General features: G+C 31.3%; 25 protein-coding genes. 6 read left to right on the top strand and 19 right to left on the bottom strand.

The window, feature by feature from the left end; translation table 11 throughout:
- Nucleotides 1–311: 311 nt before the first annotated feature.
- From ACZZZT_RS14165 to ACZZZT_RS14155, 3 genes are all read right to left on the bottom strand, one after another.
- Nucleotides 312–947, bottom strand: coding sequence for an HAD family hydrolase (locus ACZZZT_RS14165; protein WP_463460854.1), 636 nt, complete (start codon nt 945–947; stop codon nt 312–314).
- Nucleotides 948–1,023: 76 nt separating this feature from the next.
- Nucleotides 1,024–1,488 (bottom strand): NUDIX domain-containing protein, encoded by a 465-nt coding sequence (locus tag ACZZZT_RS14160; protein ID WP_463460853.1) that lies wholly within the window; start codon nt 1,486–1,488, stop codon nt 1,024–1,026.
- An 81-nt stretch (nt 1,489–1,569) separates the two neighbouring features.
- Complete coding sequence (locus ACZZZT_RS14155) at nt 1,570–2,481, bottom strand: Cif family virulence factor (RefSeq protein ID WP_463460852.1); 912 nt, start codon at nt 2,479–2,481, stop codon at nt 1,570–1,572.
- A gap of 246 nt (nt 2,482–2,727) precedes the next feature.
- On the opposite strand from ACZZZT_RS14155, the gene ACZZZT_RS14150 reads away from it, so the two are divergent.
- Nucleotides 2,728–3,897: a DUF4861 family protein gene (locus ACZZZT_RS14150; protein ID WP_463460851.1), complete on the top strand. Its 1,170-nt coding sequence runs from the start codon at nt 2,728–2,730 to the stop codon at nt 3,895–3,897.
- 70 nt (nt 3,898–3,967) lie between these two features.
- Here ACZZZT_RS14150 and ACZZZT_RS14145 read toward each other — a convergent pair whose 3' ends face one another.
- The 14 genes from ACZZZT_RS14145 to ACZZZT_RS14080 all read right to left on the bottom strand — a co-directional run bounded on the left by ACZZZT_RS14145 (nt 3,968) and on the right by ACZZZT_RS14080 (nt 19,078).
- The gene (locus ACZZZT_RS14145; RefSeq protein WP_463460850.1) at nt 3,968–6,550 is read right to left on the bottom strand and encodes a DUF7619 domain-containing protein; all 2,583 of its coding nucleotides are present in this window, start codon (nt 6,548–6,550) and stop codon (nt 3,968–3,970) included.
- A gap of 160 nt (nt 6,551–6,710) precedes the next feature.
- Nucleotides 6,711–8,489 carry a 30S ribosomal protein S1 gene (gene rpsA / locus ACZZZT_RS14140; RefSeq protein ID WP_029270489.1) on the bottom strand — a complete coding sequence of 593 codons (1,779 nt, stop codon included), beginning with the start codon at nt 8,487–8,489 and terminating at the stop codon, nt 6,711–6,713.
- Between the two features lie 412 nt (nt 8,490–8,901).
- Nucleotides 8,902–9,228, bottom strand: coding sequence for a helix-turn-helix domain-containing protein (locus tag ACZZZT_RS14135; protein ID WP_042566767.1), 327 nt, complete (start codon nt 9,226–9,228; stop codon nt 8,902–8,904).
- An 11-nt stretch (nt 9,229–9,239) separates the two neighbouring features.
- Complete coding sequence (locus tag ACZZZT_RS14130; RefSeq protein WP_042566766.1) at nt 9,240–9,572, bottom strand: type II toxin-antitoxin system RelE/ParE family toxin; 333 nt, start codon at nt 9,570–9,572, stop codon at nt 9,240–9,242.
- A 129-nt stretch (nt 9,573–9,701) separates the two neighbouring features.
- On the bottom strand, nt 9,702–10,058 hold the full coding sequence (locus tag ACZZZT_RS14125) for a hypothetical protein (protein ID WP_463460849.1): 357 nt from the start codon (nt 10,056–10,058) through the stop codon (nt 9,702–9,704).
- 98 nt (nt 10,059–10,156) lie between these two features.
- Nucleotides 10,157–10,555: a hypothetical protein gene (locus ACZZZT_RS14120; RefSeq protein WP_463460848.1), complete on the bottom strand. Its 399-nt coding sequence runs from the start codon at nt 10,553–10,555 to the stop codon at nt 10,157–10,159.
- Nucleotides 10,556–10,611: 56 nt separating this feature from the next.
- Nucleotides 10,612–10,806 carry a hypothetical protein gene (locus ACZZZT_RS14115; RefSeq protein WP_463460847.1) on the bottom strand — a complete coding sequence of 65 codons (195 nt, stop codon included), beginning with the start codon at nt 10,804–10,806 and terminating at the stop codon, nt 10,612–10,614.
- Nucleotides 10,807–10,888: 82 nt separating this feature from the next.
- Nucleotides 10,889–12,265 (bottom strand): nucleoside permease, encoded by a 1,377-nt coding sequence (locus ACZZZT_RS14110; protein WP_463460846.1) that lies wholly within the window; start codon nt 12,263–12,265, stop codon nt 10,889–10,891.
- A gap of 68 nt (nt 12,266–12,333) precedes the next feature.
- A complete protein-coding gene (gene cmk, locus ACZZZT_RS14105; RefSeq protein WP_463460845.1) occupies nt 12,334–13,026 on the bottom strand; it encodes a (d)CMP kinase in 693 nt (230 codons plus the stop codon).
- A 36-nt stretch (nt 13,027–13,062) separates the two neighbouring features.
- Entirely contained in the window at nt 13,063–13,668 is a 606-nt protein-coding gene (locus tag ACZZZT_RS14100) for a murein L,D-transpeptidase catalytic domain-containing protein (RefSeq protein ID WP_463460844.1), read from the bottom strand.
- A gap of 98 nt (nt 13,669–13,766) precedes the next feature.
- A complete protein-coding gene (locus ACZZZT_RS14095) occupies nt 13,767–14,366 on the bottom strand; it encodes a murein L,D-transpeptidase catalytic domain-containing protein (RefSeq protein WP_073398106.1) in 600 nt (199 codons plus the stop codon).
- An 11-nt stretch (nt 14,367–14,377) separates the two neighbouring features.
- Complete coding sequence (gene porQ, locus ACZZZT_RS14090) at nt 14,378–15,397, bottom strand: type IX secretion system protein PorQ (protein WP_463460843.1); 1,020 nt, start codon at nt 15,395–15,397, stop codon at nt 14,378–14,380.
- A gap of 277 nt (nt 15,398–15,674) precedes the next feature.
- On the bottom strand, nt 15,675–18,128 hold the full coding sequence (gene lon, locus ACZZZT_RS14085; protein WP_463460842.1) for an endopeptidase La: 2,454 nt from the start codon (nt 18,126–18,128) through the stop codon (nt 15,675–15,677).
- Between the two features lie 257 nt (nt 18,129–18,385).
- Nucleotides 18,386–19,078 (bottom strand): hypothetical protein, encoded by a 693-nt coding sequence (locus ACZZZT_RS14080; RefSeq protein WP_463460841.1) that lies wholly within the window; start codon nt 19,076–19,078, stop codon nt 18,386–18,388.
- A 253-nt stretch (nt 19,079–19,331) separates the two neighbouring features.
- On the opposite strand from ACZZZT_RS14080, the gene ACZZZT_RS14075 reads away from it, so the two are divergent.
- Genes ACZZZT_RS14075 through ACZZZT_RS14055 form a run of 5 tightly spaced genes read left to right on the top strand, consistent with a single transcriptional unit; the run spans nt 19,332 to nt 22,219 of the window.
- Nucleotides 19,332–19,886, top strand: coding sequence for an RNA polymerase sigma factor (locus ACZZZT_RS14075; protein ID WP_042565277.1), 555 nt, complete (start codon nt 19,332–19,334; stop codon nt 19,884–19,886).
- Complete coding sequence (locus tag ACZZZT_RS14070) at nt 19,883–20,047, top strand: hypothetical protein (RefSeq protein ID WP_463460840.1); 165 nt, start codon at nt 19,883–19,885, stop codon at nt 20,045–20,047. Before ACZZZT_RS14075 ends, ACZZZT_RS14070 begins: the two co-directional genes overlap by 4 nt.
- 23 nt (nt 20,048–20,070) lie before the next feature.
- On the top strand, nt 20,071–20,418 hold the full coding sequence (locus ACZZZT_RS14065) for a hypothetical protein (RefSeq protein WP_463460839.1): 348 nt from the start codon (nt 20,071–20,073) through the stop codon (nt 20,416–20,418).
- On the top strand, nt 20,402–21,463 hold the full coding sequence (locus tag ACZZZT_RS14060; protein ID WP_463460838.1) for a DUF4097 family beta strand repeat-containing protein: 1,062 nt from the start codon (nt 20,402–20,404) through the stop codon (nt 21,461–21,463). Before ACZZZT_RS14065 ends, ACZZZT_RS14060 begins: the two co-directional genes overlap by 17 nt.
- Before the next feature lie 15 nt (nt 21,464–21,478).
- Complete coding sequence (locus ACZZZT_RS14055) at nt 21,479–22,219, top strand: head GIN domain-containing protein (RefSeq protein ID WP_463460837.1); 741 nt, start codon at nt 21,479–21,481, stop codon at nt 22,217–22,219.
- A 132-nt stretch (nt 22,220–22,351) separates the two neighbouring features.
- Here the strand turns inward: ACZZZT_RS14055 and ACZZZT_RS14050 are convergent, their stop codons facing one another.
- Both ACZZZT_RS14050 and ACZZZT_RS14045 read right to left on the bottom strand, forming a co-directional pair.
- Nucleotides 22,352–23,677 (bottom strand): MFS transporter, encoded by a 1,326-nt coding sequence (locus ACZZZT_RS14050; RefSeq protein ID WP_463460836.1) that lies wholly within the window; start codon nt 23,675–23,677, stop codon nt 22,352–22,354.
- A 176-nt stretch (nt 23,678–23,853) separates the two neighbouring features.
- Nucleotides 23,854–24,666, bottom strand: a complete 813-nt coding sequence (locus ACZZZT_RS14045; RefSeq protein ID WP_463460835.1) for a M48 family metallopeptidase — start codon at nt 24,664–24,666, stop codon at nt 23,854–23,856.
- Between the last annotated feature and the right edge of the window lie 23 nt (nt 24,667–24,689).

Raw genomic sequence — 24,689 nt, 5'->3', positions numbered from 1 at the left:
GGCTCTAAAAACAATTATATATAATCAAATATATAAAATTTTATTTTATTGTAACAAATTACATTAGAATTAGATAATTTGATAATGCGGTTAATTAGATAATTGGGCAATTAGATAATGAGATAATTTTAAACACAATCTTGTCAGGCGGAGTCGAAGCATCGTGAACATGAAGTTTTGTAAAAAGCTTTGTCAAAGTTTAAAACTTTGACAAAGCTAACTCAGTATAAACACAAAACCCGACAGGTTTTTAAAACCTATCGGGTTTAGCGCACTATTGTCATTGCGAGGAACTAAGCAAACCTGAAACTCTATTTCAAAAGATTTTCTAACTCTTCATAACTATTAAAGAGAATTGCACCTTCGTTTGCTAAGTCTTCATTGTTATAGCCATTCGCAAAACCGTAGACTTTAAATCCGCCGCTTTTTCCTGCCATTACTCCTGCTTTACTGTCTTCGACTACAATGCAATCTTTTACATCAAAACCCATTTCTTTTGCTGCGTGCAAAAAAATTCCGGGTTCTGGTTTCCAGCTATTAATTTGGTAGGAACTAAATATTTTATTTTCGAATTTATCCAATAATCCGGCAACTTCAAGATTAAGTCTGATTTTATCAACGGGACCGCTTGAAGCCACGCAATACGGGATTTTTAATTTTTCTATGAATTCAACTACGCCTTCCATAGGCTTAACCTGTGTTTTAAAAGCTTCAAAACTTTTTATACGATATTCATTTTCAAAATTCTCCGGAAGTTTTTTATCTATTGTAGTTTCTATATGCTGAAAACATTCTTTTAAATTACGGCCGTTAAAATCGCGGTAAGCATCTTCCAATTTCATTTCAAAACCATGTTCGGCAGCCATGTCCAGCAAAATTCCGTTACCTATTTTTTCAGTATCTACGAGAACGCCATCACAATCGAAAATTACACATTTAGTATTCATATTTAATTTTTACATTTTAATTATCAAATTTGACAAGAATGTAAATTACAAAATAAATTTTAAAAAGTCTGTGAAATTAAAGTGAAGCAGATATTCTGGAAACAATCTGAACTATAAAATCAGCCTGAGCCGGGTTTATTTTCTTTAAAGCTTCTGCCGTTTGAAACCATTCTGCTCTGTCAATTTCAGGAAAGCTTTTCATGCTTCCGGACTTGGGCGGCCATTCGATTTCAAATTCATTACTTTTTATTAAAGTAACGTCAATATCAAATTCTAAAGCCCAGGCAAAAACTGTTTTTCCTGATTTGAGTTTTACAGGTTCCAGTTTAATAAAATCTCCATATGCTTCAAAATCTGTTTCTTCGAGAAACTCACGCTGGGCGGCAACTAATCCATCTTCATCATCTGAAAACTCTCCTTTTGGAATCGACCAGCTTTCTAAGTCCTTATTTTTCCAAAATGGACCACCAGGATGAACTAATAAAAAATAAATCGTTACATCTACAAATTTATAGAGTAATAAACCGGCGCTTTGTTTCATTTTTTTGATATTATAATCTTAAAGATAATTCTTTTTATTTAGCAAAAGTTCAATTTGATATTATTTCAAAAGTGATTCTGTTTAGTCATGATTTACCATTTGGCGATAAAGCATCAAAACACCATTTTTATCTCTTTTCCAGATATTTGTGCTTTTTCCGGTTACGGTTGCTTTTCCTTTTTTCTTGTCCCACGAAACATCTACATAATAATAGCCATATTCTATAACAAATTTATCGAGAGCAATCATTTTACTTGCCTTAATTTCTAAAAAATCAATTGATACTCCATTTGGTTTCTCATGTTCAACAAAATAAGGTTTTATATTATCCATACCTATCAGCATTGGCGTGTCATAAGTCATGTATATCGCATCATTTGCAAATAACTCTGTAGCATGTTTCTCCCCTTCTCTTTTTGTTACAAGTTTAGCAATAAGATCATTACGTTTATTTACTTCATCAGATACTGATTTGTTTACCTTTAACTTTGGCATATTACTGGCCTGCGGTTTTAAGAATGAAAAATTAGATTTATCTATTGCGCTATTGGCTCCCCAAATTTCTGATACAAGTGTTAGACTCTCCTCTTTCTCAATTCGCCATACATTCATGTATTTTCCGTCATAAACAAATAAAGTACTATCAGGTTTAGTAAAATTATTGGTAAAAGTTCCTATTTCTACTAAGTGATTTTTAATTAATAAAACTTCGTAAATAGTACGTTTATACGAATTTATCTTAACGTTATCAAACCATTGCTGATAGTAGTATGCTATACCATATTTTGAATATATTGCCTTATAGTATTCAGGCATGCAGGTTGGCTCATTTTCATCATAATATTTCATTATGACATTGATGTCTTTATTTACAAAAGCATCTGCTAATTGAATATTTACAGAATTTAACTTTTCTTTCCAGTAGTCAATACTTTTAGCTGTTTGATCCTGTGCAGACAACTTTAGAAAACTCAGGAAGATTATTGTAATCAACAAATATTTTTTTCATCTTTTCTAATATTTAAATTGATATACTAAAAGTAATAAATAACTTTTAAAACACTACAATACAGAATATTAAATACAATAAATAGGTTTTTATATTAACTGCTAAAATTAAATTTTTGTACATTTTTATACCATATTTGTATTTATATCTAAAGTTTGATTTGTAATTTTAGAAAGTCATAAGCAATTCATGACACTAAAACTTTCTAACGAAAATTAAACCACAAAAAATTGAAAAAGTATCTTTTACTCACCGTAATTCTGGCAAGTAATTTTGTCGCTCATTCTCAAAACAAAATTATAACCGTGATAAATTCTCTCAATATTGAGAGGGAATTTGAAACTGTTGAACTCACAAAAAAATCACTCGGATTACCTGATTCTGTAAAACTGGAAGAATTTGCCATAAAAGAAAAAAACAGTGATTTATTTCTCGAAAGTCAAGCTGTAGATAACGATGGCGACGGAACAATGGATGTTTTATTATTTCAGCCGAAAATAAATGCTTCTTCTCAAAAAGATTTTGAAGTTGTTGTGGCAAAAAATACATCAGCAACAAAAAATAGTATTTGCTATTCGAGATTTGTTCCTGAAAGAACAGACGATTATGCCTGGGAAAACAACAAAGTTGCTTTTAGAACTTATGGTCCTGTAGCACAACAAATGGTTGAAAATAAGATTGAAGGCGGAACTCTGACCAGCGGAATTGACGCTTGGTTAAAGAGAGTCGATTATCCTATTATTAATAAATGGTATGAAAAAGCCACTAACGGAACAGGAACTTATCATAAAGATACTGGCGAAGGTTTGGATAATTTTCATGTTGGAAACAGTCGTGGCGTTGGCGGAATAGCCGTGAAAGTTGACAATAAATATTATTTTTCCAAGAATTTTATCAGTTGGAAAACTATTACAACTGGTCCAATCAGGACGAGTTTTATTCTAACTTATGCCGATTGGGATGCTAAAGGAAATAAAATAACTGAATCTAAATTAATTAGTCTGGATTATGGAAGCTATTTATCCCGATTTGAAATTTCAATTACAGGTACAAAAACAATAGCTGCAGGATTAACACTTCATGATAAAAAAGGAACAATTGGCACCAATATAAAAGAAGGCTGGTTAAGTCATTGGGAAACAATTGACGATTCTGAAATAGGAACTGGTTTAGTTGCTCCAAAAAACACTTTAACTAGTTTTGATAATTATCTTACCAATGATAAAGACTTAAGTAATTTGTATGGAAACTTAAAAGTAAAAGACAATAAAACAATCTATTTTGTTGGTTTTGGATGGAAAAAAGGAAGCCCGCTTCAAACCAAAACAGAATGGGAAACGTATTTGAGTTCTTTTGCTAAAAAGATTAATAATCCACTTGTTGTGAAAGTAAAGAAGTAATCTAAAACATTTTTTAGAAACGAATAAAAAAAGTCCCACATTGTGGGACTTTTTATTTAGAAGAAGTTATTTATTGTTTGATAAATTTCATGCTTGAACTTCCTTTATCTGATTTCACTTTTACAAAGTAATTACCTGTTCTAAGCTTTGAAACATCAATAGTTGAAACTGATTTTGCATTTGGAACAGCTATTACTAATTGTCCTAAAATATCAAAAATAGCTAATGATTTTATTTCTATACTTTGAGTTGCAGTAATATTTAAAATATCTTTAGCCGGATTTGGATATAAAGTGAAATAATTTGAAAACTCGAAATCCTGAGTTCCCAGAGTTTTAAAAGTTGAAATGGCTTTATTAGTTAAAATCGGAAAATTATAATCAAAATAAATATTAGCATCGTTGGTGAATGAATCTCCAACAACGAGTGTCGGTTTGGTCTTAATTTTAAAAGCAATATAACCATCATTAGTTGCATCATCAAAAGGAAGATTTATATTTTCGAAAATAAATTCTACTTTGTTTCCTTCTGAAATTTTGGTTACAAATGAATGACTTGAGCTTGTTGGCATTAAGGTTGAAACATCAAATTTATCCAAATCAATCATGTCTTTTACTACAATATTTTGAGCCTGATAAGTTCCCGTATTTTCAAAACGAATTATATAATGAACGTATTCGCCTATTAAACCTGGCGTAATAACTGAACCTTCTAAACAAGTTTTATCGTTTGGATCATAAGATCCTACAACTGTTTGATTTAAGGTGAAATTATTATCTAAAGGTGTGTCATCTGTAAAGACAGACACTATGGATGTTTTAAATGATAAAGTATCTCCATTGTTTACCGGAGGAACCGCCGTTGGAGTATTTACTTTAAGTGTAAAATTAATTTCTCCAGATTCAAAAGGTTTTAGATTACTAAAGTTCCACGATAAATTATTTAATGCTTGAGTCGCAACAGGATTTGTGGTAACCAAATCTAAAACAGCATCATCAAAAGTTAAATTTACAACACCTGATTGTGTTGTATTTCCTTTGTTTTTGTAAATAATTTTATATGAAGAATTAAATCCGGGTATAGCCGCAGTAATTGGTAAAATTGAAAGCTCTAAATCGGGATGGCTACCATTTGCAGTTATACAAAAATTTTGTTCTAGCGGGCTTATTTGTCCCGGAAAAGTAACATTGAAATCCGTTGGCGAAATATTAAAATAAGCTGGGTTTTCTAAAACCGGAGTTATTGTATGAGAACCAACTGGTAAGTAAATTGAATAATCACCATTTACATTAGCTATTATGCTGGCGTTATTAGTTCCATCTGATAAGCTAAATTTTAAATTTGGAAGACTTAAATCTGAACCATCGCAACCATTATTATTTAAGTCAAATTTATTAATTCCCTGAATGGTATAATAGGTTCCAATTGGTTTAAAAGAACAGTACGAATTTAAATTGCAATTAGTATAACCGTATTTAGTAATTAGGGTTTGAACATCTGCTAACTGACTCTCGTCTGCACAAACGTATTGTAAATTAGGATTTTGCGAGAAGTCTAAAGTTTTTCCCTCATTGCTTCCGTTTCTGATAAATAATGAGGTAAGCTCATTTTGATAGCAGCTAAATTGTTCTATTTTATTTAAATCACTTAAATCTAATGTATTCAATTGGTTATGATAGCACTCAAGATTTAAGAGATTTGTTAATCCGTTTAAATTTAACGAAGCTAATTGATTATAACCACATTTTATCCCCTTAAGATTTATTAATCCATTTACGGTTAGTGTTTTTAATTGATTATCTGTACAATTTAACCACTCCAGATTAGCTAAACCATCTAAGTTTAACGACGGAATATAATTTCCATCACAGTATAACTCTTTAAGATTAACCAATCCATTGACGTTCAATTCCATTAATTGATTTGAAAAACATGTTAAATTTACTAAGTTTATCAAACCGCTTACGTTTAATTTAAGCAATTTATTAATTTGACAAGATAAACTAGTTAGACTTGTTGATCCGGTAATGTTTAGTGTGCTTAATAGATTTCCTCCACAACTTAAACTTTTAAGATTGATTAAATTGCCTGCATCGAATGTTTGTAATTGATTACCTTGACATTGCACATTTTTAAGAGCTGTTAACCCATTTAAATCCAGGGATGCCAACTTATTGTTAGAACACCAAAGATCTGTCATATTTACTGCACCGCTAATACTTAATGACGTTAGGTTCTTATTACCTGTACATTGAACTTCTTTTAAATTTGATGATCCATCAAGTATTAATGTCGTAAGGTTTGAATTTACAATATTAAAGTACGTAGTACTTTGAATAAAAGAATAGTTTAAATAAGTGAGTTTTTGAAGTAGATTAAAATCAATTGAATTAAATATTGGATTGTTGCTACAATTCAAATACTCAAGATTTGTAAAGTTCTCTAATCCTTGTAAAGAATTAATATTTGAATTACTAATGTCTAAAAATTTTAAATTTAGTGCTTCAGAAGTTTCGATTTGAAAATTTGAGTTTGTATCAACATTTAATGATATCAACTTCATTTTAAGATTATTGTCTGGAATATTGATAACCTGTGCATTCAAACTATTAAAAAAGCATAAAGCAAAAGCCAAAAAGTAGAGTTTCTTCATATATAGAATTTTATTACAAAAATAACTTTTTAAGACAATAACACAACTTTATTTGTTAAAATGTACTAAAACTAAAAATAAAGAACAAAAAAAGTCCCACAGTAATGTGGGACTTTCTATAGAAATGTAGAGACGCACTGCTGTGCGTCTCTACTAAGAATTATTTTTTCTCAGTTTTTTCCATTTTAGCTTTCAATGCAGCTAATACATCATTGTTATCTCCTAAAGTTGCAGCTGGTGCATTTGTAGTAGAGTTAGATGAAGTATTTTCAGTTGCAGCTTTCACGTTTTTCTCTTCTTCTTCACGGAAGATAGCAGTGTGAGAAGCAACTACTCTTTTGAATTCTTTGTTGAATTCGATAACTTTGAAATCAGCAGTATCACCTTTTTTCAATTTCTTTCCGTCTTCTTTTTCAAGGTGACGAGTAGGAATGAAAGCAACGATATCATCTCCAAATTCTACAGTAGCTCCTTTGTCAACGATTTCAGAAATTTCACCATTGTGGATAGTTCCTACAGCGAAAGAATCTTCGTATTGATCCCAAGGATTAGCAGTAGTTTGTTTGTGACCTAAAGATAATTTACGTCCTTCAACATCTAATTCTAATACAACTACATCAAGTTTCTCACCAACATTTACAAATTCAGATGGGTGTTTGATTTTCTTAGTCCAAGATAAGTCAGAGATGTAAATTAATCCATCAATTCCTTCTTCTAATTCTACGAAAATACCAAAGTTTGTAAAGTTTCTAACGATACCTGTATGTTTAGAACCTACTGGGTATTTAGAAGTGATGTCAGTCCATGGATCTTGAGTCAATTGTTTGATACCTAATGACATTTTACGGTCATCTCTATCTAAAGTTAAGATAACAGCCTCAACAACATCTCCAACTTTTACGAAATCCTGAGCAGAACGTAAATGAGTTGACCATGACATTTCAGAAACGTGGATTAAACCTTCAACACCTTCAGCAACTTCAATAAATGCACCATAATCAGCGATTACAACTACTTTACCTTTTACTTTATCACCAATAGTTAAATTAGCATCTAAAGCATCCCATGGGTGAGCGTTTAATTGTTTCAATCCTAATTGAATTCTTGTTTTCTCATCATCGAAATCAAGGATTACAACGTTTAATTTTTGGTCTAATTCAAGAACTTCACTTGGGTGGTTGATTCTACTCCAAGAAAGGTCAGTAATGTGAATTAATCCGTCAACACCACCTAAGTCAATGAACACACCATAAGAAGTAATGTTTTTAACAACACCTTCTAATACTTGTCCTTTTTGTAATTGACCGATGATTTCTTTTTTCTGTACTTCGATATCAGCTTCGATAAGCGCTTTATGAGATACAACAACGTTTTTGAATTCGTGGTTAATTTTTACCACTTTGAATTCCATCATTTTGTTTACATATACATCGTAGTCTCTAATTGGCTTAACGTCAATTTGAGAACCAGGTAAGAAAGCTTCAATTCCAAAAACGTCAACGATCATACCACCTTTAGTTCTGCATTTTACAAAACCATTAACGATTTCTCCTGTTTCGTTTGCAGAAATAACTCTATCCCATGATTTAATAGTACGTGCTTTTCTGTGAGATAATACTAATTGACCTGTTTTGTCCTCACGGATGTCGATTAATACTTCTACTTTGTCACCAACTTTTAAGTTTGGGTTGTAACGGAATTCGTTTAAAGAAATAACACCTTCCGATTTTGCGTTGATATCAACGATAACGTCTCTATCTGTAATTCTAACAACTACACCTTCAACTACTTCTTCTTGATCTGTAGCGATGAAAGTTTTTGAAACTAGTTCTTCGAATTCTTGTAAGTTTTTCTCATCTACTGCATCAATTCCTTCTTGGAAGTTATGCCAGTTAAAATTTGCTAAAAACTCTTCTTGTGATTTTAATTGTTCAGACATGCTCTGATAAAAAATTTGTATTCTGTATTTCTCGAGTTTCTTAATGCAGTAGAAAAAACAGAAGTTGTTTTACATAAATAGTTGATACCTAAAGGAAACTCTTCTTTGCCAAAAGGACTGCAAAATTAATACATTTATTTGTAATGGCAAAATAAAACCAAATGATAATCAATCAATTATTCAGGAGCAGAAGATTTCAGGTTTTTCAAGACGTCCAGTCCCGCTTTCGCTCCTATCTTTTATGGTGAACGCCACCATAAAAGGATATCCGCTCTATCGGGGCTAGATTAGAGGTTTTAGTGTTTTTAAAAAACCCAACCCTTCCTTATTGACAAACCCGACAGGTTTTAAAAACCTGTCGGGTTTACTATGCGCAACTATCTTTGTCAAAGTTTTAAACTTTTACAAAGTTTTACGAAACCTGCAAATTCTGATTTTCTATTTTCACATTAAAACTAATTTCAGCTTTTAGTGCTTTGAAAACCTTAATTATAGTATCAATTGTTGCGCTATTTGCACTGGTTTCCAATTTAGAAATTTGTGCTTTTTTCACACCAATTAATTCTCCTAATTGCTCTTGAGTAAGGTTTCTCTCTTTTCTTGCGGTCTTGATCATTCTTCCTAAAATATCCATACGAAGTTCATATTCATATTGATCTCTATCAGGTGTACCAACTATACCAATATATTTATCTTTCATTTCAGAAAGAGAGTACGACTTAATTATTTTCTTTTCCATAATTTTGTTTTTTACTTATCTTGCAAATAGCGAATCCTTATTTTATTTGCTCTTTCAATCTCGTCAGTTGGAATTTTATCCACCTTTTTGAAAAAGCCATGAGTTGCAAAAACTAAAGTTTGTTTATTATCCGTTTTATCCCAAAATGCTAATAGCCTAATTTGAGTACCTCCAAATCTCACTCTAAATTCCCAAATCTCATCTTTCAATTTTTTAAATAATCTTGGATCATGACTTTTCTCTGCCAAATCAATATTATAAAATAATTTATTAATTATTTTTCTATCAAGTTTTGATATAAACTCATCAGCCTCTTCTAAAAATTTTGTTTCAAAATATTTCATTCAAATTGCATATAACAAAAATACCACAAAAGTTTCTAAATTTAGAAACTTTTGTGGTATTTTATATTTATTAATATTCTTTGTTCAAATACTTGTTATCAAAGCCTGAACGACAACAAAGATAATAGATTATTTCTTATCTCTCTTGATCCAAAACAAACCTCCCAAAACAGAAACAGGTGCAAAAACAAAAATTGCCAGCAATTGCGTCCAGGAACTGCCACTCGATTTAAAAAGTGAAAAAGCAGCAAAACCAGCCATGATAATAAAAAGCACATAATTAACTTTTAAGTTTCTCGCCTTTGAAATTAATTGAGCAACTAGTCCACTTATAAACGAAAAAACAGTTCCGTAAACAAATGTCAAAACCATAAATAACTTCGAAGCATCTTCATGCGGATTAACTCCTGAAAATTTAAAAAGAAATATAGAACTAATTACAAAAATAGCATACCCAAGAATAACACCTAATATTTGCTTTATCATGACTTAAAATTTTAAAACAATTAAAATCAATAAACTACAAAGTATAAAATTACCAAAATTAAAACACAAAATAAAAATCCAAAAAATTGAATTTGCCTTCATTGACGATAATTAATTACATAGTTTTCAGGATCAATATAGTGCTTTACAAAAATTGCCGGATCTATACTAATATCAGGTCTGTAATATGCTGTTCCTAAAACAAAAGCCCTAATCAATTCTAACCGGTTAGAATAAATCATTGAAAAAAAGTGTTTTCCCAAAAATGCATCATTATGAACTATAACTTTATCATTAATTAAAACCGGCCAATAAAACTGATCAAACACTGCTTTCATAGGCGTATTTGAATTAACATCATATTTTGGAGATTCCAAAATGTATTCAACTTTTTCTTTTTTAGCGAAACAATTCCACGGTAAATCTTTTACAATAGCATTACTAAATTTATTTAGATAACGAATTCCTTTTTCATCAATTATAGTTGTGGTGTACATTCTTTTTTTATAATAAAATAGCAATGCCGAAAAACTTACTAAAGCAAATAGAAATATCAAAAAAAAGCAACCGTAGCAATTTCATCCAATCCGGTTTCATCAGAAGAATTAGTCATTATAAAAATTATTCCCGCCAGAAAGAATAACAGAAAAAACACTCCAAAAAGCCCAATTAGAACATTAATAAATACCATTGGTTTCGAAGTAACGGCTTTGAACGGCGGTAGTGATTTTTTTATCTGATTTTGCATTTTTAAATATATGATAAAATAATAAAAGAAGAAACCCGACAGAATTTAAAATTTGTCGGGTTCTTTATAAAATGAAATAATCTTAATGACTCAAATTTTCTATTTCTTTCGGATCATGTTTATGTTTAAATAAAATAGCAAAAGCAATTGCAATAACTAAAGCGTAAGCTGCAAACGACAACCAGATGGTGTGCCAGTCTTTCATTAAAATTGGATTTGCAAAAACTCCATCTGTAGAAATTGAATTTCCCTGATTTTTTACAAACTCTAACATTTTTGAGTTTGAAGAATCTGTTTGTAAAAATCCGGCTAATTCAGCTGTATTTGAAAACGATTTTGTAAAAAAACGATCAATTGCCCAGCCCGAGGTTAAACTTCCTAAAACTGCTCCTACTCCATTGGTCATCATCATAAATAATCCTTGTGCTGATGAACGTATTTTAGAATCGGTATTGCTTTCTACGAATAACGAACCTGAAATATTAAAGAAGTCAAATGCCATCCCGTAAACGATACATGACAAGATAATCATCCATAAACCTGTTACAGGATCTCCAAAGGCAAATAATCCGAAACGTAAAACCCAGGCAAGCATACTAATAAGCATTACCTGCTTGATTCCGAAACGTCGTAAGAAAAACGGAATTGCAAGAATAAACAATGTTTCAGAAACCTGTGAAATCGACATAATAATCGTCGAATATTTAATTACGAAAGAATCTGCATATTTTGGAAAATGTTTAAACTCATCCAGAAATACATCTCCGTAAGCATTTGTTAATTGCAAAGCGCCTCCTAAAAACATAGAAAAAACAAAAAACAAAGCCATTTTATAGTTTCCAAATAACTTAAAAGCTTCTAAACCTAATGTTTCTGTTAATGAAGCATCTTCTTTGGTCAATCTTTGTGGCTCACATTTTGGCAATGTAAAAGCATAAATTCCAAGAATTAAAGCTCCAATTCCTGCAATATAAAATTGATATTCTGTGGCTTTACTTCCGCTTAAATTGGTAATCCACATTGCGGCAATAAAACCTATAGTTCCCCAAACACGAATTGGCGGAAAATCTTTTACAATGTTTTTATTATTTAATTTTAATGAAGTATATGAAATTGAATTACTCAATGCAATTGTGGGCATATAGCAACACATTGCTGCAAGCATTACATAAATAAAATTATCAGGAGTTGTAACTTGTGCAATACCAAATAAAACTAAAGCATATGTTATATGCAAAAAGCCATATAATTTTTCGGCATTTACCCATCTGTCAGCAATAATTCCGGTTAAAGTAGGCATAAATAAAGAAGCAATTCCCATGGTTCCGAAAACAAGACCAAATTGGGTTCCTTCCCAATTTTTAGTTCCAAACCAATAATTTCCAATTGTTATAAGCCAGGCTCCCCAAACAAAAAATTGAAGAAAGCTCATTATAATCAACCTGTTTTTAATGCCCATATGATGAATTTGTCTTTAGAAATAAATGAAGCGGTAAAACTACCATTAAAAATGATATCTACAAAAAATTAAACCGTTTTAACAACGTCATTTATTAATTCTAAAACAGCAGCAAATTGTTCTTCTCTGCTTAAGTAAGAATTATCTATTTCAATTGCATCATCTGCAATAATTAAAGGAGAATCTTCGCGGTGTGTATCTATATAATCTCTTTCTACTACATTTTTTAAAACATCTTCATAAGAAACATTGTCTCCTTTTTGCTGTAATTCATCAAAACGTCTTTGCGCGCGGGTTTCGGCACTGGCAGTCATGAATATTTTAAGTTCTGCATTTGGAAAAACTACAGTTCCTATATCCCTGCCATCCATCACGATAGCTTTGTTGGTTCCCATTTCCTGTTGTTGTTCAACTAATTTGGCACGTACTTCAGAAACCTCGGCTACTTTGCTTACAAAACTGGAAACCTCAATTGTTCTAATTGGTTTTTCGACATTTTCACCATTTAAATACATCTCAGCAAAACCTAAATCAGCATTGTATCTAAACTCTAATTGAATTTTTGGTAAAGATTCAATCAAAGCTGCTTTATCAAAAAAATCAGCACCAATAAACTCATGCTGCATTGCAAAATAAGCCACAGCGCGGTACATTGCTCCGGTATCTACATATACATATTCAAGTTCTTTTGCCAATTGTTTTGCCAAAGTGCTTTTTCCTGTTGATGAAAATCCGTCGATAGCAATAGTAATCTTTTTCAATGTTTTATGTTTTAGTTTTTATTATTTTAAGAGTTTTCAATAATAAATACACATCAAAATATTAGATTCTGATGCATCAATTATTTTGGCTATTCTTTCAAAGTATCTTTTACTGACCATTGGACAGCCATAACTATTGCAAATGTAGCCATCTTTCTCGTTATATGGAACATCATAATAATAATGAAAAACAATATCTCGTTTGAAGGCATTATTATTTGTTTTATCTAAACCATAGAGCTTATACGCTTTTCCAAATTTTCCGGAATAACAACCTCCAATATAATAACTTCCTAAAGAAGTACTTAAAGAATTCTGGACATTACTAAATTTTAGCTTTCCCTGAATACCGGTTTCAGAGCCGGAACCATGCGCAACTATACCTTTATCTATAATTTTATTTTCTTTTAAATCATAGACAAAAAATCGATTTTTGCCAGATGGTATTTTCATATCTATTAAAAAGACAACATCCTTATTATACTTGGTATCATTACTGATTATTTTTTTTATTTTATTAACATGAGAATTGATTCTGTTGTTTCTTGCTACTTCAAAATCAGGTTTTAAATCCTTATAGATAAACCTATAAGCAATAAAAACTAACAATATAAGAAGCAGGACAAAGAAGAGTTTTTTCATGAAAATTGCAAAAAAAATCTTTTATAATCAAAAACAAAAACTGTTTTTAGATCATAAAAGATTTATGTGAGTTTTATTTTATCCAAACGAATAAAATTTTAATAATAAATATCTAAAACTATTTTCGATTTAGAATTATCAATTATTTTTTCTATTCTTTTAAAAAATTGTTCATTAACCATTGGGCAACCTTTGCTACGTGATATATAATAATCTTGTTCTTCCTCTGGAACTGCAGAATAATGATGTAAAACTATCGCTCTTTTTAAAGCATTGCTATTGGTCTCATCTAATCCGTTTAGTCTGTAAGCTTTTCCAAAAATCCCTTTATAACATTTTTCGATCGAATATCTTCCTAATGCGGTACAATTAGAATTTGGTTCATTGCTAAATTTTAATTCCCCTCTAACCGGAGTTTCAGAACCTGATCCGTGTGCTACAAGTCCTTGGTCAAGAATTTTATTGTTTACCAGATCGTAAACAAAAAATCGATTTTTACCTGACTTTATTCTCATATCTACTAAAAAGGCGATCTTTTTACTGTACTTCGAATCAGTACTAATCACTTCTTTTATTTCATTTAACTGATTATTAAATCTTTCGATTTCGGCATCAGTCATGTTTTCATTTTTAAAATTTAATTTTGAGGTATTAAAAAAACCTGCAGTAACAAAAAGAATCAAATAAAATAGCTTCATAAATTACCTAATTATTGAAAGTTTAAGATTAGTCCAAAAAGACTCGAATTACCCGCTAATGTGTATCGTGAATATGAATAATTAAATTTTAAACGGTTCATTCTTAAACCGAAACCCAAAGAGATGCCCGAGAAATTACGCTGATCATTAATTCTCAATTCTTCACCTCTTCTAAAGTTGTAACCTAAACGTAAATTAACTGCTTTTTGCGGAAAAAGTTCTGCACCAATAACAACATGTCTTAAAGCATTATTTACAAAGGAAACTTTCTCTTCACTTGTTGTTCCGTCGATATTGGTTTCACCACGCACGGGATTCGAAAAGGAAACGTTCCATTGTTGTAAATTTTCTAAAGAAAGATGCCAGCGCAGTGGCACATGCTCTAATTCCTGCGACACTCCTGCAATGATTTCAAGTGGTAATTTTTCATGTATTCCTGAATATGTTGTAAACTGAGTTCCAATATTTCGGATTACCAATGCGAAATTCAAATCATTTCTTTCCACAATATATAAAAAACCTAAATCAATTGCGCCTCCAAACGAATTATAACTTTCTAATGTTGAAGTTATTAACTTCGCATTTACTCCAACATGAACATCTGTAAATGGTATATTGTATGCATAACCTAACGATAACGCTGCTTCACTACCTGTAAAGTCAGATGTTGCCTGACCATTTTCATCGTAACCTTCAAATGTTCCGTAGTTAATATAGCTTATTCCGGCATGAAAAGTTTGTACATGTCGATCATAAGTATAAGCATAAGAAGCAGTTCCATAAGATGCTTCTCCATAATAACTACCATAATTCATAGCCAGATGATTGTCCATATCCTGGTTTAGGGTAGCTGGATTAAACATGACCTGATTAACATCTTCATCATAAATCGTTATCGTTTTACCACCTAACGCCGCCTGTCTGGGTGATGTCGTTAAATTTAGAAATTCATAGGTGTAGCGCCCACCAATTTGTCCGAAGGAAACCGAACAAAATAGTATCATAAAAAATAAAACAAATTGTTTTACCATATTTTTTTTGGCGTTCCTATATGGGAATAACGCAAAGACAAAGATAAAATTATATAACTTATAAAATAATTTTATATGAAATTCCAATTGAAAAAAACACCAAAAATTAAATTCCAAATTCCAATTTAAAAAGAAAGTCCAAAAAGAAAATTCCAAATCCCAATTGAATTGAATTCAAAAAAAAAAAAAAAACCAAATCCCAATCTTTAAGTAAAGTTTGGAATTTGGAATTTTTAATCCCGATAGCTATCGGGATGGAATTTACAATTGAAATTTTTTATTTCAATGTTTTAGCATTTTTTACATTTTGATCTGTCAAAGCCAAAGCCAGAACTTCGCTCATTTCTTTTACATAATGAAAAGTCAAACCTTCTAGATATTCGGCTTTAATTTCATCGATATCACTTTTGTTTTCGTGACATAAAATGATTTCTTTAATACCTGCTCTTTTTGCAGCTAAGATTTTTTCTTTGATTCCGCCAACAGGTAAAACTTTTCCACGAAGTGTAATTTCTCCTGTCATGGCAAGACTCTTCTTTACTTTCTTTTGTGTCAATAATGAAACCAATGACGTTAACATTGCAATACCGGCACTTGGTCCGTCTTTTGGTGTTGCACCTTCGGGAACGTGTAAGTGGATATTATATTTTTGAAACAATTCTACACCTAAGCCCAATTTTTTAGCATTTGCTTTAATATATTCCAAAGCAATTGTTGCAGACTCTTTCATTACATTTCCTAAGTTTCCGGTAATTGTTAAAGCACCTTTACCTTCAGAAATTAAAGATTCTATAAATAAAATATCCCCGCCAACACTTGTCCAGGCAAGACCTGTAACAACTCCGGCAACATCATTATTTTCATATTTATCGCGCTCTAATCTTGGCACACCCAAAACAGTTACAATATCTTCATCTGTAACTTTTTTGTTGTACTCCTCTTCCATAGCAACAGCTTTTGCCGCGTTACGAATAACCTGAGCGATTTTTGTTTCCAGATTACGTACACCAGATTCACGTGTATAACCTTCTACGATTTTCTCTAATTGTTTTTTTCCAATTGTCAGATCTTTCGAAGTTAATCCGTGTGCTTCTAATTGTTTTGGAAATAAGTGTCTTTTTGCTATTTCAACTTTTTCTTCAATTGTATAACCTGACATTTTAATTACTTCCATTCTGTCACGCAATGCTGGCTGAATCGCCGACATATTGTTTGAAGTAGCAATAAACATAACTTTGGATAAATCATAACCCATTTCAAGGAAATTATCATAAAAAGCATTGTTTTGTTCCGGATCTAAAACTTCCAATAAAGCTGAAGACGGATCGCCGCTATTTCCACTTGATAATTTATCTATTTCATCTAAAATAAAAACAGGATTTGATGTTCCGGCTTTTTTCAAACTTTGTATGATTCGACCTGGCATGGCGCCAATATAGGTTTTTCTGTGTCCGCGAATTTCTGCTTCGTCACGTAAACCACCCAAGGAAATACGAACATATTCACGTCCCAAAGCTTCTGCAACAGAACGACCAATAGACGTTTTACCAACTCCCGGAGGTCCTGTTAAACAAATAATTGGCGATTTCATATCGTTACGAAGTTTCAATACAGCCAAATGTTCGATCATTCTTTTCTTCACTTCTTCAAGTCCAAAATGATCTTTATCTAATATTTTCTGGGCAAATTTCAAATCAAATTTATCTTTAGAATATTCGCCCCATGGCAATTCTAAAAATAACTCAAGATAATTTCTTTGAATACCAAAATCCGGCGATTGCGGATTCATTCTACGCATTTTAGACAATTCTTTTTCGAAGTGTTTTTGCGTTTTTTCATCCCACTTTTTGGTTTTCGCTTTCAGTCCCATTTCGTCCATTTCTTCCTCTTGCGAAACGCCTCCCAATTCTTCCTGAATGGTTTTCATTTGCTGGTGAAGAAAATACTCACGTTGCTGCTGATCTAAATCAAAACGAACTTTTGACTGAATGTCATTCTTCAATTCTAATTTTTGCAGCTCAACATTCATGTAACGCAAAGTTTCAAGCGCACGTTCTTTTAATCCGTTTATCGATAATAAATCTTGCTTTTCTTTTACCGATAAATTCATGTTTGAAGAAACAAAATTGATCAAAAACGATTGGCTTTCAATGTTTTTAATCGCAAAAGTTGCTTCTGAAGGAATGTTTGGACTTTCTTTTATAATTTGAATAGCCAATTCTTTTACAGAATCTAAAATGGCCGTAAATTCACTGTCATTTTCTTCAGGACGTTTTTCTTCAACTTCTTTAATAGTTGCTGTCAAATAAGGTTCTTCTGAAACAACCTGGTCAATTTCGAAACGTTTTTTTCCTTGCAAAATAACCGTAACATTTCCGTCAGGCATTTTCAAAACGCGTAGAATTCTGGCTACAGTTCCTATTTTATGAATGTCATCTTTTGATGGATCTTCGTCTTCTTCATTAATTTGAGAAACAACTCCGATGATTTTTCCACCGGCATTTGCATCATTAATTAGTTTTATTGATTTATCTCTTCCTGCAGAAATCGGAATAACGACACCCGGAAATAAAACGGTATTACGTAAAGGTAAAATTGGTAACGAAAGCGGAAGTTCTTCATTGTTCATTTCCTCTTCGTCTTCCGGAGTTAATAATGGAATTAATTCTGCTTCTGAATCAAATTCTTGAAGTGACAGATTGTCAATAGTAAGTATTTTATGATTTGACATAATATTATATAAGTCGTTTTGTCATTAAAAGTTAAATTCTAACTGCAAAGTTAACCTTAAATACAACAGTTTTTGTTAAAAGTGTAATAAGTGTTTCGTTTACAACGTAGGCCATAAAAATAGACAATCATTGTGCCAAATGCAAAATAGTCAGTTTTGAAATTTATCTTTTCTTCCTTATTTATCTTTTATAAAATCCTGGATATAAAAAAACCCGAAAGTAATTTCGGGTTTTTGTTTTATTATAGTTACTCTAATTATTTTAAAGAATAAGAAACTAATTCGCTTACTGTACTTCCAGAAGTCATTTTAATTATACCAACATCTTTGGCAACCCAATAGTCTACAGTTACAGAACTTGCGGTTTGTCCTTCCATTTTTGTTTCCATAAGAAATTTAAATTTAATTACATCCTTATATGAAACACTATTAACTGTTGCTGTTGCACCTTTTTCTAAAATTGTACCTGTATAGTTAACATTTAATTTTATTACAGGAACACCCGGGAAATCAAATGAAGTTTCTTGTGTATAACTTCCTGTCCAGGTTTTATTTACTTCTAAATAATCTTTAAAGAAAACGAATTCATAACCACTTGTTTTACCTGTAATACCATTTGCATTGTATATCACATCAGCGATTTTAATGTAATAATCTCCTTTAACTTTTTTGATGGCAGCAGTAGCGCTTCCTTCTCCTTCATCCTGAGCAAGTGAAAACTGATTGAATTTAAAGTAAGTGTCGTCATTTACTTTTTCTGAACTAACAATTTTCATTGTACTTTCTGTTCCGTTTTGATCCATAACCCATTGGTTATTAACTGCCGTAGGCCAATAATCTCCTGTTGAAGCTTCTGCAGTGTCCTCATTATCCGAATCATTCGAACAAGAAATAAATAACGAACTTGACATCAATAATGCCAATAAAGCAATACTTTTAATTTTTCTCATGGTTAAATTTGTTTTTAGTGCTCCAAAATTAACATAAAAAACGATTTTTTTAGCATTTTTTTAACAAACTAATTCCTCAAAACAAACAATTCCGTAATGTATTATATTTCAGCATTTTAAACTTAATCCTTATGAAAATAAAGTATGTTTTAAGAACTACTATCGAAATAGACTTAAAATATTTTAAAAAAATAATCAAAACTGTAACAAACCAAAAAAAGCAAAGTCATTATAAAAAACTAGCAACCATTACTTGAATATAACTAATCAAAATATCGAAGAATTAATTGCGCTTTGCAAATTAAATAATCAAAAGGCGCAATTTGAAATTTACAATCGTTACTGTAAAGCTATGTACAATGTAGCTTACAGAATTGTAAAAGACGAACATTTTGCACAAGACGTCATGCAGGAAGGTTTCCTGAAAGCTTTTACAAAAATTAACGATTATAAACAAGAAGTTGCATTTGGAGCCTGGCTTAAAAAAATCATTATTAATTATAGTATTGATTTTTATAAAAAAAATAATGCTTTCCAAATGGATGACCTGAATAAAACACTTTATAAAATAGAAGAAAATGATGATTTTTTTTCTGAAAATATCGATTTAAATTCACTTAAAGTGAAACAAGTTTTAGACGCTATTTCAGGTTTAAAAGATAATTATCGAATGGTTTTGACGCTTTTTTATATTGAAGGTTATGATCAGGAAGAGATTAGTGAAATCTTAAACATTAGTTATGCAAATTGCAGAACTACGTTAAGCAGAGCTAAAGAAAATTTACGAAAAAAATTAGAGGATATATGAAAAAGGAAAATGACAATTTAGACGAGTTATTTAAAAAATTGGAGAATCAATGGGATGTTCACGAAATGAGTTCTGATCATCAGGTAGATTTTTTGAATAAATTAAATAAAAAACAGCCACAGAAAAAAATTATGCCGGTTGGGCCATTGCGGCTTCGATAGCTTTATTATTAGGGATTTCTGTTTTGTATAACAATAACGAAAAACCTAAAGAATTCAAATTTGCATCGCAGGAAACCAAACGCACAGATTCTATTTTTAATATTTTAATCGAAAATGAACTTGTTAAATTAAAAGAAAAGAGCTCGCCTGAAAATGAACAAATCATAAATGATGCTTTAAAACAAATGAAAGTTTTTGATGCTGATTATGAAAAAATCATAAAAGAAGTTCAGAAAAACGGTGAAAACAAACAAATCATTTATGCGATGATTAGCAATCTGCAAACCAGAATCTCCTTTTTACAGACGGTTTTGCAGCGTATCGAAGAAAATGAAAATTTAAAAAACACAACTCATGAAAAAACATTATAACATACTTATTTTATTCATCTTGCTTCCTTTTTTAGGGTTTTCAAATGATGATACGGTAATTTCAAAACAAAAAAACATCAAAAAAACGTATATCGTAAATTCTAATGCAGGAATCGATATCGAAAATAAATACGGAAACATTACTGTAAGTACCTGGGATGAAGATAAAATTGATCTTGATATTACTATAAAAGTAACGGGAGGAAATGAAAACTGGGTAAATGAAAGACTAAATAGTATTGATATTGATATAACTGCCTTAAAAGGATTGGTTTCTGCGATTACCAAACTTGGAAATTCTTCTATAAAAAGTGGTGGAAGCAGCAATAGCTTTGAAATCAATTATGTGATTAAAATTCCGAAAAACGGAACTGTAAAGCTGGATAATAAGTACGGTAATATTACAATTCTGAGTTTAGAATCTACAACTGATATTTCGTGCAAATACGGTAAAGTTAATTTAGGAAAGCTAAACGGATCCAATAATCGTGTTCATATTGAATATTGCCAAAACTCAACTATTGACTATATCAAAAACGGAACTATTGAAGCTCGTTATTCTGGTTTGAAAATCGTTGATTCGGGTAATTTAAATTTAGATACAAATTATACAGATTTGGTTATTTCCGAAGGACAAAATATAAAATACGATTGTAATTACGGGAACTTTAGGTTTCAAAAGATAAATTCATTCTCAGGATCTGGAAATTATCTGACGGTTAATATTGCCGAAATTTCAAATAGTGTCAATCTGGATACCAATTACAGCAAAATAAATATATCAACAATAACAGATAAGGCTAATAATGTCAACATTAACTCAACTTATTCTGATGTAGCCTTGGGGTATGACACTAATTACTCTTTTGATTTTGATATTAATACGAGATACGGAAATATCAAAAGCGATAATTCTCTGGATGTTTCTGTTACTGAAAGCAAAAGCACCAGTAAAAGAATAAGTGGTTTCAACAAGAAAAAAGGTCAGAATAAAGTGGTAGTCAATTCAAATTACGGCAGCGTGTCATTAATCAAAAAACAATAATCAAAAATCAAAACAATGAAAAAATCAATTCAATTATTAGTTTGTGGTGTATTTTTAGTGAGCTTTATTGCTCATGCACAGTGGTCATCTAATGACAAAAATAAAATAAAAGGCAATGGCAAAGTGGTAACCGAAACCAGAAACACTGGTGATTATGATGCTATTAAAGTTGGTGGTTCTTTTGATGTAAATCTTGTAGCAGGAAAAGAAGGAAAAATTACTATTAAGGGAGAAGAAAATTTACTATCTGCTATAAAAGTTGAAGTTGAAGATAATGCCTTGAAAATTTATGTTGATAAAACAATAAATATCCGACCAAGTTCCGGACACAAAATTGAAATTACGGTTCCGTTCGAAAAAATTTCTGCGGTAAGTCTTTCTGGTTCAGGAGATTTAAAAACAAAAGATCAAATTAAAAGCGAGACTTTTGCTGCGAAACTGGCAGGTTCAGGAAACGTTAATTTAAACGTTAATTCAAATGATTTTGAGTTGAGTTTAAGTGGTTCCGGAGATGTTACTCTAAAAGGTTCTGCAGATAAATTTACTTCAAAACTTGCGGGATCAGGAAATGTAAATGCTTCAGATTTAAAATCAAAAACTGTTGAAGCCAATGTTTCAGGTTCTGGAAACAGTACTGTAAACTGCGAAGGAAGTTTAACTGCCAGAGTTGCGGGTTCAGGAAATATTAAATATTTTGGAAACCCTGAAAAACGTGACGTAAAAGTTTCCGGATCAGGAAATATTACAAAAGGTTAATTCAAAAAAAGCTCAATACTAAATATATTACAATCATCAATCCGTTTTAAAACGAACAAAATCATCCTTTTTAGTATTGAGCTTTTTCTATAAATTTTCTACTTAAATAACAAAACTAAGTCAGGTGTTTTATTAATTTAAAACGCCTTTTTTTGGCACTCTTCGTAATAATAAAATACCTACTGTAAAAAATATTCCTAATACTACAATTGCATATCTGGGGCTTCCGGTAATTTGATCAATGGCGCCGTAAACACACATTCCAATTACGATTCCTATTTTTTCGGCAACATCATAAAAACTAAAAAAAGATGCTGTATCATCAGATTCCGGTAATAATTTAGAATAAGTAGATCGTGATAAGGCCTGAACTCCTCCCATTACAAATCCTGCCAATGTAGCCATCGCATAAAAATGTATTGGCAGCCAGATAAAATAAACAATAACACAAAAAATTACCCAAATAGAATTTATTACAATTAGGGTTGGAATATTGCCATATTTTGCAGAAGCTTTTGAAGTTAGAACGGCTCCAATAACAGCTACTAACTGTATTAATAAAATACAAATAATTAAACCTTTTGTGCTATCAGCCTGAGATGGCCAGTCAATTTCCTGAGCACCAAAGTAGGTTGCTGCAATCATAACGGTCTGTACAGCCATACTGTAAACAAAATAACTGCTCAAATATCTTTTTAAGGAGATGTTTTCTTCCAGTAATTTCCATACTTTTTTTAATTCTTTAAAACCATTAAAGATTACATCTTTATTTACTTTTTGATCTTCTTTTTTATTTCCTTTTGGTAAATAATAATAAGTATATTGACTAAAGCCAATCCACCAAATTCCAACCATTAAAAATGAATAGCGCATTGCTTTCATAGCAGCTTCGCCTTCAGTCCCTGTTATGCCAAAAATTTTCGGTTTCATGATCATCGCAAGATTAACAATCATTAAAATAACACTTCCTATATATCCTAAAGAATATCCTTTGGCACTTAATTTATCTTGCTGTTCAGGAAAAGCAATATCAGGCAGGTAGGAATTATAAAAAACCAAACTTCCCCAAAAACCAATCAATCCCAAAAAGTAAAAAAGTAAGCCGATGTATATGTTTTCAAGGTTAAACCAATATAAACCCATACAGGACAAAGCTCCCATATAGCAAAAGAATTTCATAAATGTTTTTTTATTCCCCACATAATCAGCAATACCAGATAATAATGGCGAAATAAAAGCAACAACCAAAAATGCTGCAGCTGTAATAAAACTGATTAAAGCAGAATTTTTAAGATTCATTCCGAAAACATCTATATAATGATCTTTGTCTGAAAATAATGCTTCGTAAAAAATTGGAAAAACGGCCGATGAAATAACTAATGGATAAACTGAATTTGCCCAATCGTAAAAAGCCCATGCATTTAATAATTTTTTATCTCCTTTGTTTAAATCTGCCATATTTATGAATTTGGTTGCTAAATTATTTCTTTTTTTCTATAATTGGATATAATATTCATAAATCGTACATTATTAAATTATTATTTAATCGCAATTAATTGACTTATTGACAAATACAAAAAAAAGCTACTCTGAAAGAATAGCTTTTATAATTTTTTGATATTAGGAAATATTGTTTATCTGATAACACCAACTTTTGCAGCTGTCGCCCTTGCATCAGGAATTAATGCTTTTAAATTTGCAATTCTTGTTGCGTCAGAAGGGTGTGTACTCATAAATTCAGGAGTTCCCGATCCACCAGATTTAGCCGACATTCTGCTCCAAAATGCAATTGAATCATCGGGATTGTAACCTGCAATTGCCATAAGTGTCAAACCAATTTTATCGGCTTCACTTTCATTGCTTCTGCTAAATGGAAGCATTACTCCTACTTCAGAACCAACTCCGTAAGCTTGCGAAAATATGGCTCTTGTTGACTCAGATTTACCGCTTGTTGCAGCATCCAAAGCAACTCCTCCAATTTGCTGCAATTGTGCTGCACTCATTCTTTGTGCTCCGTGATTAGCCAATGCGTGAGAAACTTCATGTCCCATAACAGTTGCCAAACCTGATTCATCCTGAGTGATTGGCAAAATTCCTGAATAAACCACGATTTTACCTCCTGGTAAACACCAGGCATTTACTTCTTTATTTTCTACCAATTTGTATTCCCAACGGTAATCTTTTAAATATTGCGTTTGTCCTAAAAAAGTTAAGTATCTTTCTGCAGCAGCTTTAATTTTACTGCCCACAAGATCTACTTTTTTAGCATCTGCAGTTCCTGTTATAACTTTATTTTCTGCAATAAAAGCATTGTATTGTTGAAATGAAGTTGGAAATAACTCACTGTTTGATACAAAGTTAAGAGTCGATTTTCCTGTTACAGGATTTGTCGCACATGCAGCTAGTAAAAGCGCCGCAAAGGCGGTTAAGAAAAAGTAATTTTTCATGGTCATAGATTTTAATATAAAAT

Source organism: Flavobacterium sp. AC274 (assembly GCF_979258275.1).
Note: the sequence above shows the minus strand (reverse complement) of the source record. Positions and strands in the feature narration are given on the sequence as shown.

Bases quoted from the DNA above. Each gene is read 5' to 3' on its own strand.
- ACZZZT_RS14165 (WP_463460854.1), bottom strand. From the start codon at position 947: ATGAATACTAAATGTGTAATTTTCGATTGTGATGGCGTTCTCGTAGAT.
- ACZZZT_RS14160 (WP_463460853.1), bottom strand. From the start codon at position 1,488: ATGAAACAAAGCGCCGGTTTATTACTCTATAAATTTGTAGATGTAACG.
- ACZZZT_RS14145 (WP_463460850.1), bottom strand. From the start codon at position 6,550: ATGAAGAAACTCTACTTTTTGGCTTTTGCTTTATGCTTTTTTAATAGT.
- rpsA (WP_029270489.1), bottom strand. From the start codon at position 8,489: ATGTCTGAACAATTAAAATCACAAGAAGAGTTTTTAGCAAATTTTAAC.
- ACZZZT_RS14135 (WP_042566767.1), bottom strand. From the start codon at position 9,228: ATGGAAAAGAAAATAATTAAGTCGTACTCTCTTTCTGAAATGAAAGAT.
- ACZZZT_RS14130 (WP_042566766.1), bottom strand. From the start codon at position 9,572: ATGAAATATTTTGAAACAAAATTTTTAGAAGAGGCTGATGAGTTTATA.
- ACZZZT_RS14125 (WP_463460849.1), bottom strand. From the start codon at position 10,058: ATGATAAAGCAAATATTAGGTGTTATTCTTGGGTATGCTATTTTTGTA.
- ACZZZT_RS14120 (WP_463460848.1), bottom strand. From the start codon at position 10,555: ATGTACACCACAACTATAATTGATGAAAAAGGAATTCGTTATCTAAAT.
- ACZZZT_RS14115 (WP_463460847.1), bottom strand. From the start codon at position 10,806: ATGCAAAATCAGATAAAAAAATCACTACCGCCGTTCAAAGCCGTTACT.
- ACZZZT_RS14110 (WP_463460846.1), bottom strand. From the start codon at position 12,265: ATGGGCATTAAAAACAGGTTGATTATAATGAGCTTTCTTCAATTTTTT.
- ACZZZT_RS14100 (WP_463460844.1), bottom strand. From the start codon at position 13,668: ATGAAAAAACTCTTCTTTGTCCTGCTTCTTATATTGTTAGTTTTTATT.
- ACZZZT_RS14095 (WP_073398106.1), bottom strand. From the start codon at position 14,366: ATGAAGCTATTTTATTTGATTCTTTTTGTTACTGCAGGTTTTTTTAAT.
- porQ (WP_463460843.1), bottom strand. From the start codon at position 15,397: ATGGTAAAACAATTTGTTTTATTTTTTATGATACTATTTTGTTCGGTT.
- lon (WP_463460842.1), bottom strand. From the start codon at position 18,128: ATGTCAAATCATAAAATACTTACTATTGACAATCTGTCACTTCAAGAA.
- ACZZZT_RS14080 (WP_463460841.1), bottom strand. From the start codon at position 19,078: ATGAGAAAAATTAAAAGTATTGCTTTATTGGCATTATTGATGTCAAGT.
- ACZZZT_RS14070 (WP_463460840.1), top strand. From the start codon at position 19,883: ATGAAAAAGGAAAATGACAATTTAGACGAGTTATTTAAAAAATTGGAG.
- ACZZZT_RS14060 (WP_463460838.1), top strand. From the start codon at position 20,402: ATGAAAAAACATTATAACATACTTATTTTATTCATCTTGCTTCCTTTT.
- ACZZZT_RS14055 (WP_463460837.1), top strand. From the start codon at position 21,479: ATGAAAAAATCAATTCAATTATTAGTTTGTGGTGTATTTTTAGTGAGC.
- ACZZZT_RS14050 (WP_463460836.1), bottom strand. From the start codon at position 23,677: ATGGCAGATTTAAACAAAGGAGATAAAAAATTATTAAATGCATGGGCT.
- ACZZZT_RS14045 (WP_463460835.1), bottom strand. From the start codon at position 24,666: ATGAAAAATTACTTTTTCTTAACCGCCTTTGCGGCGCTTTTACTAGCT.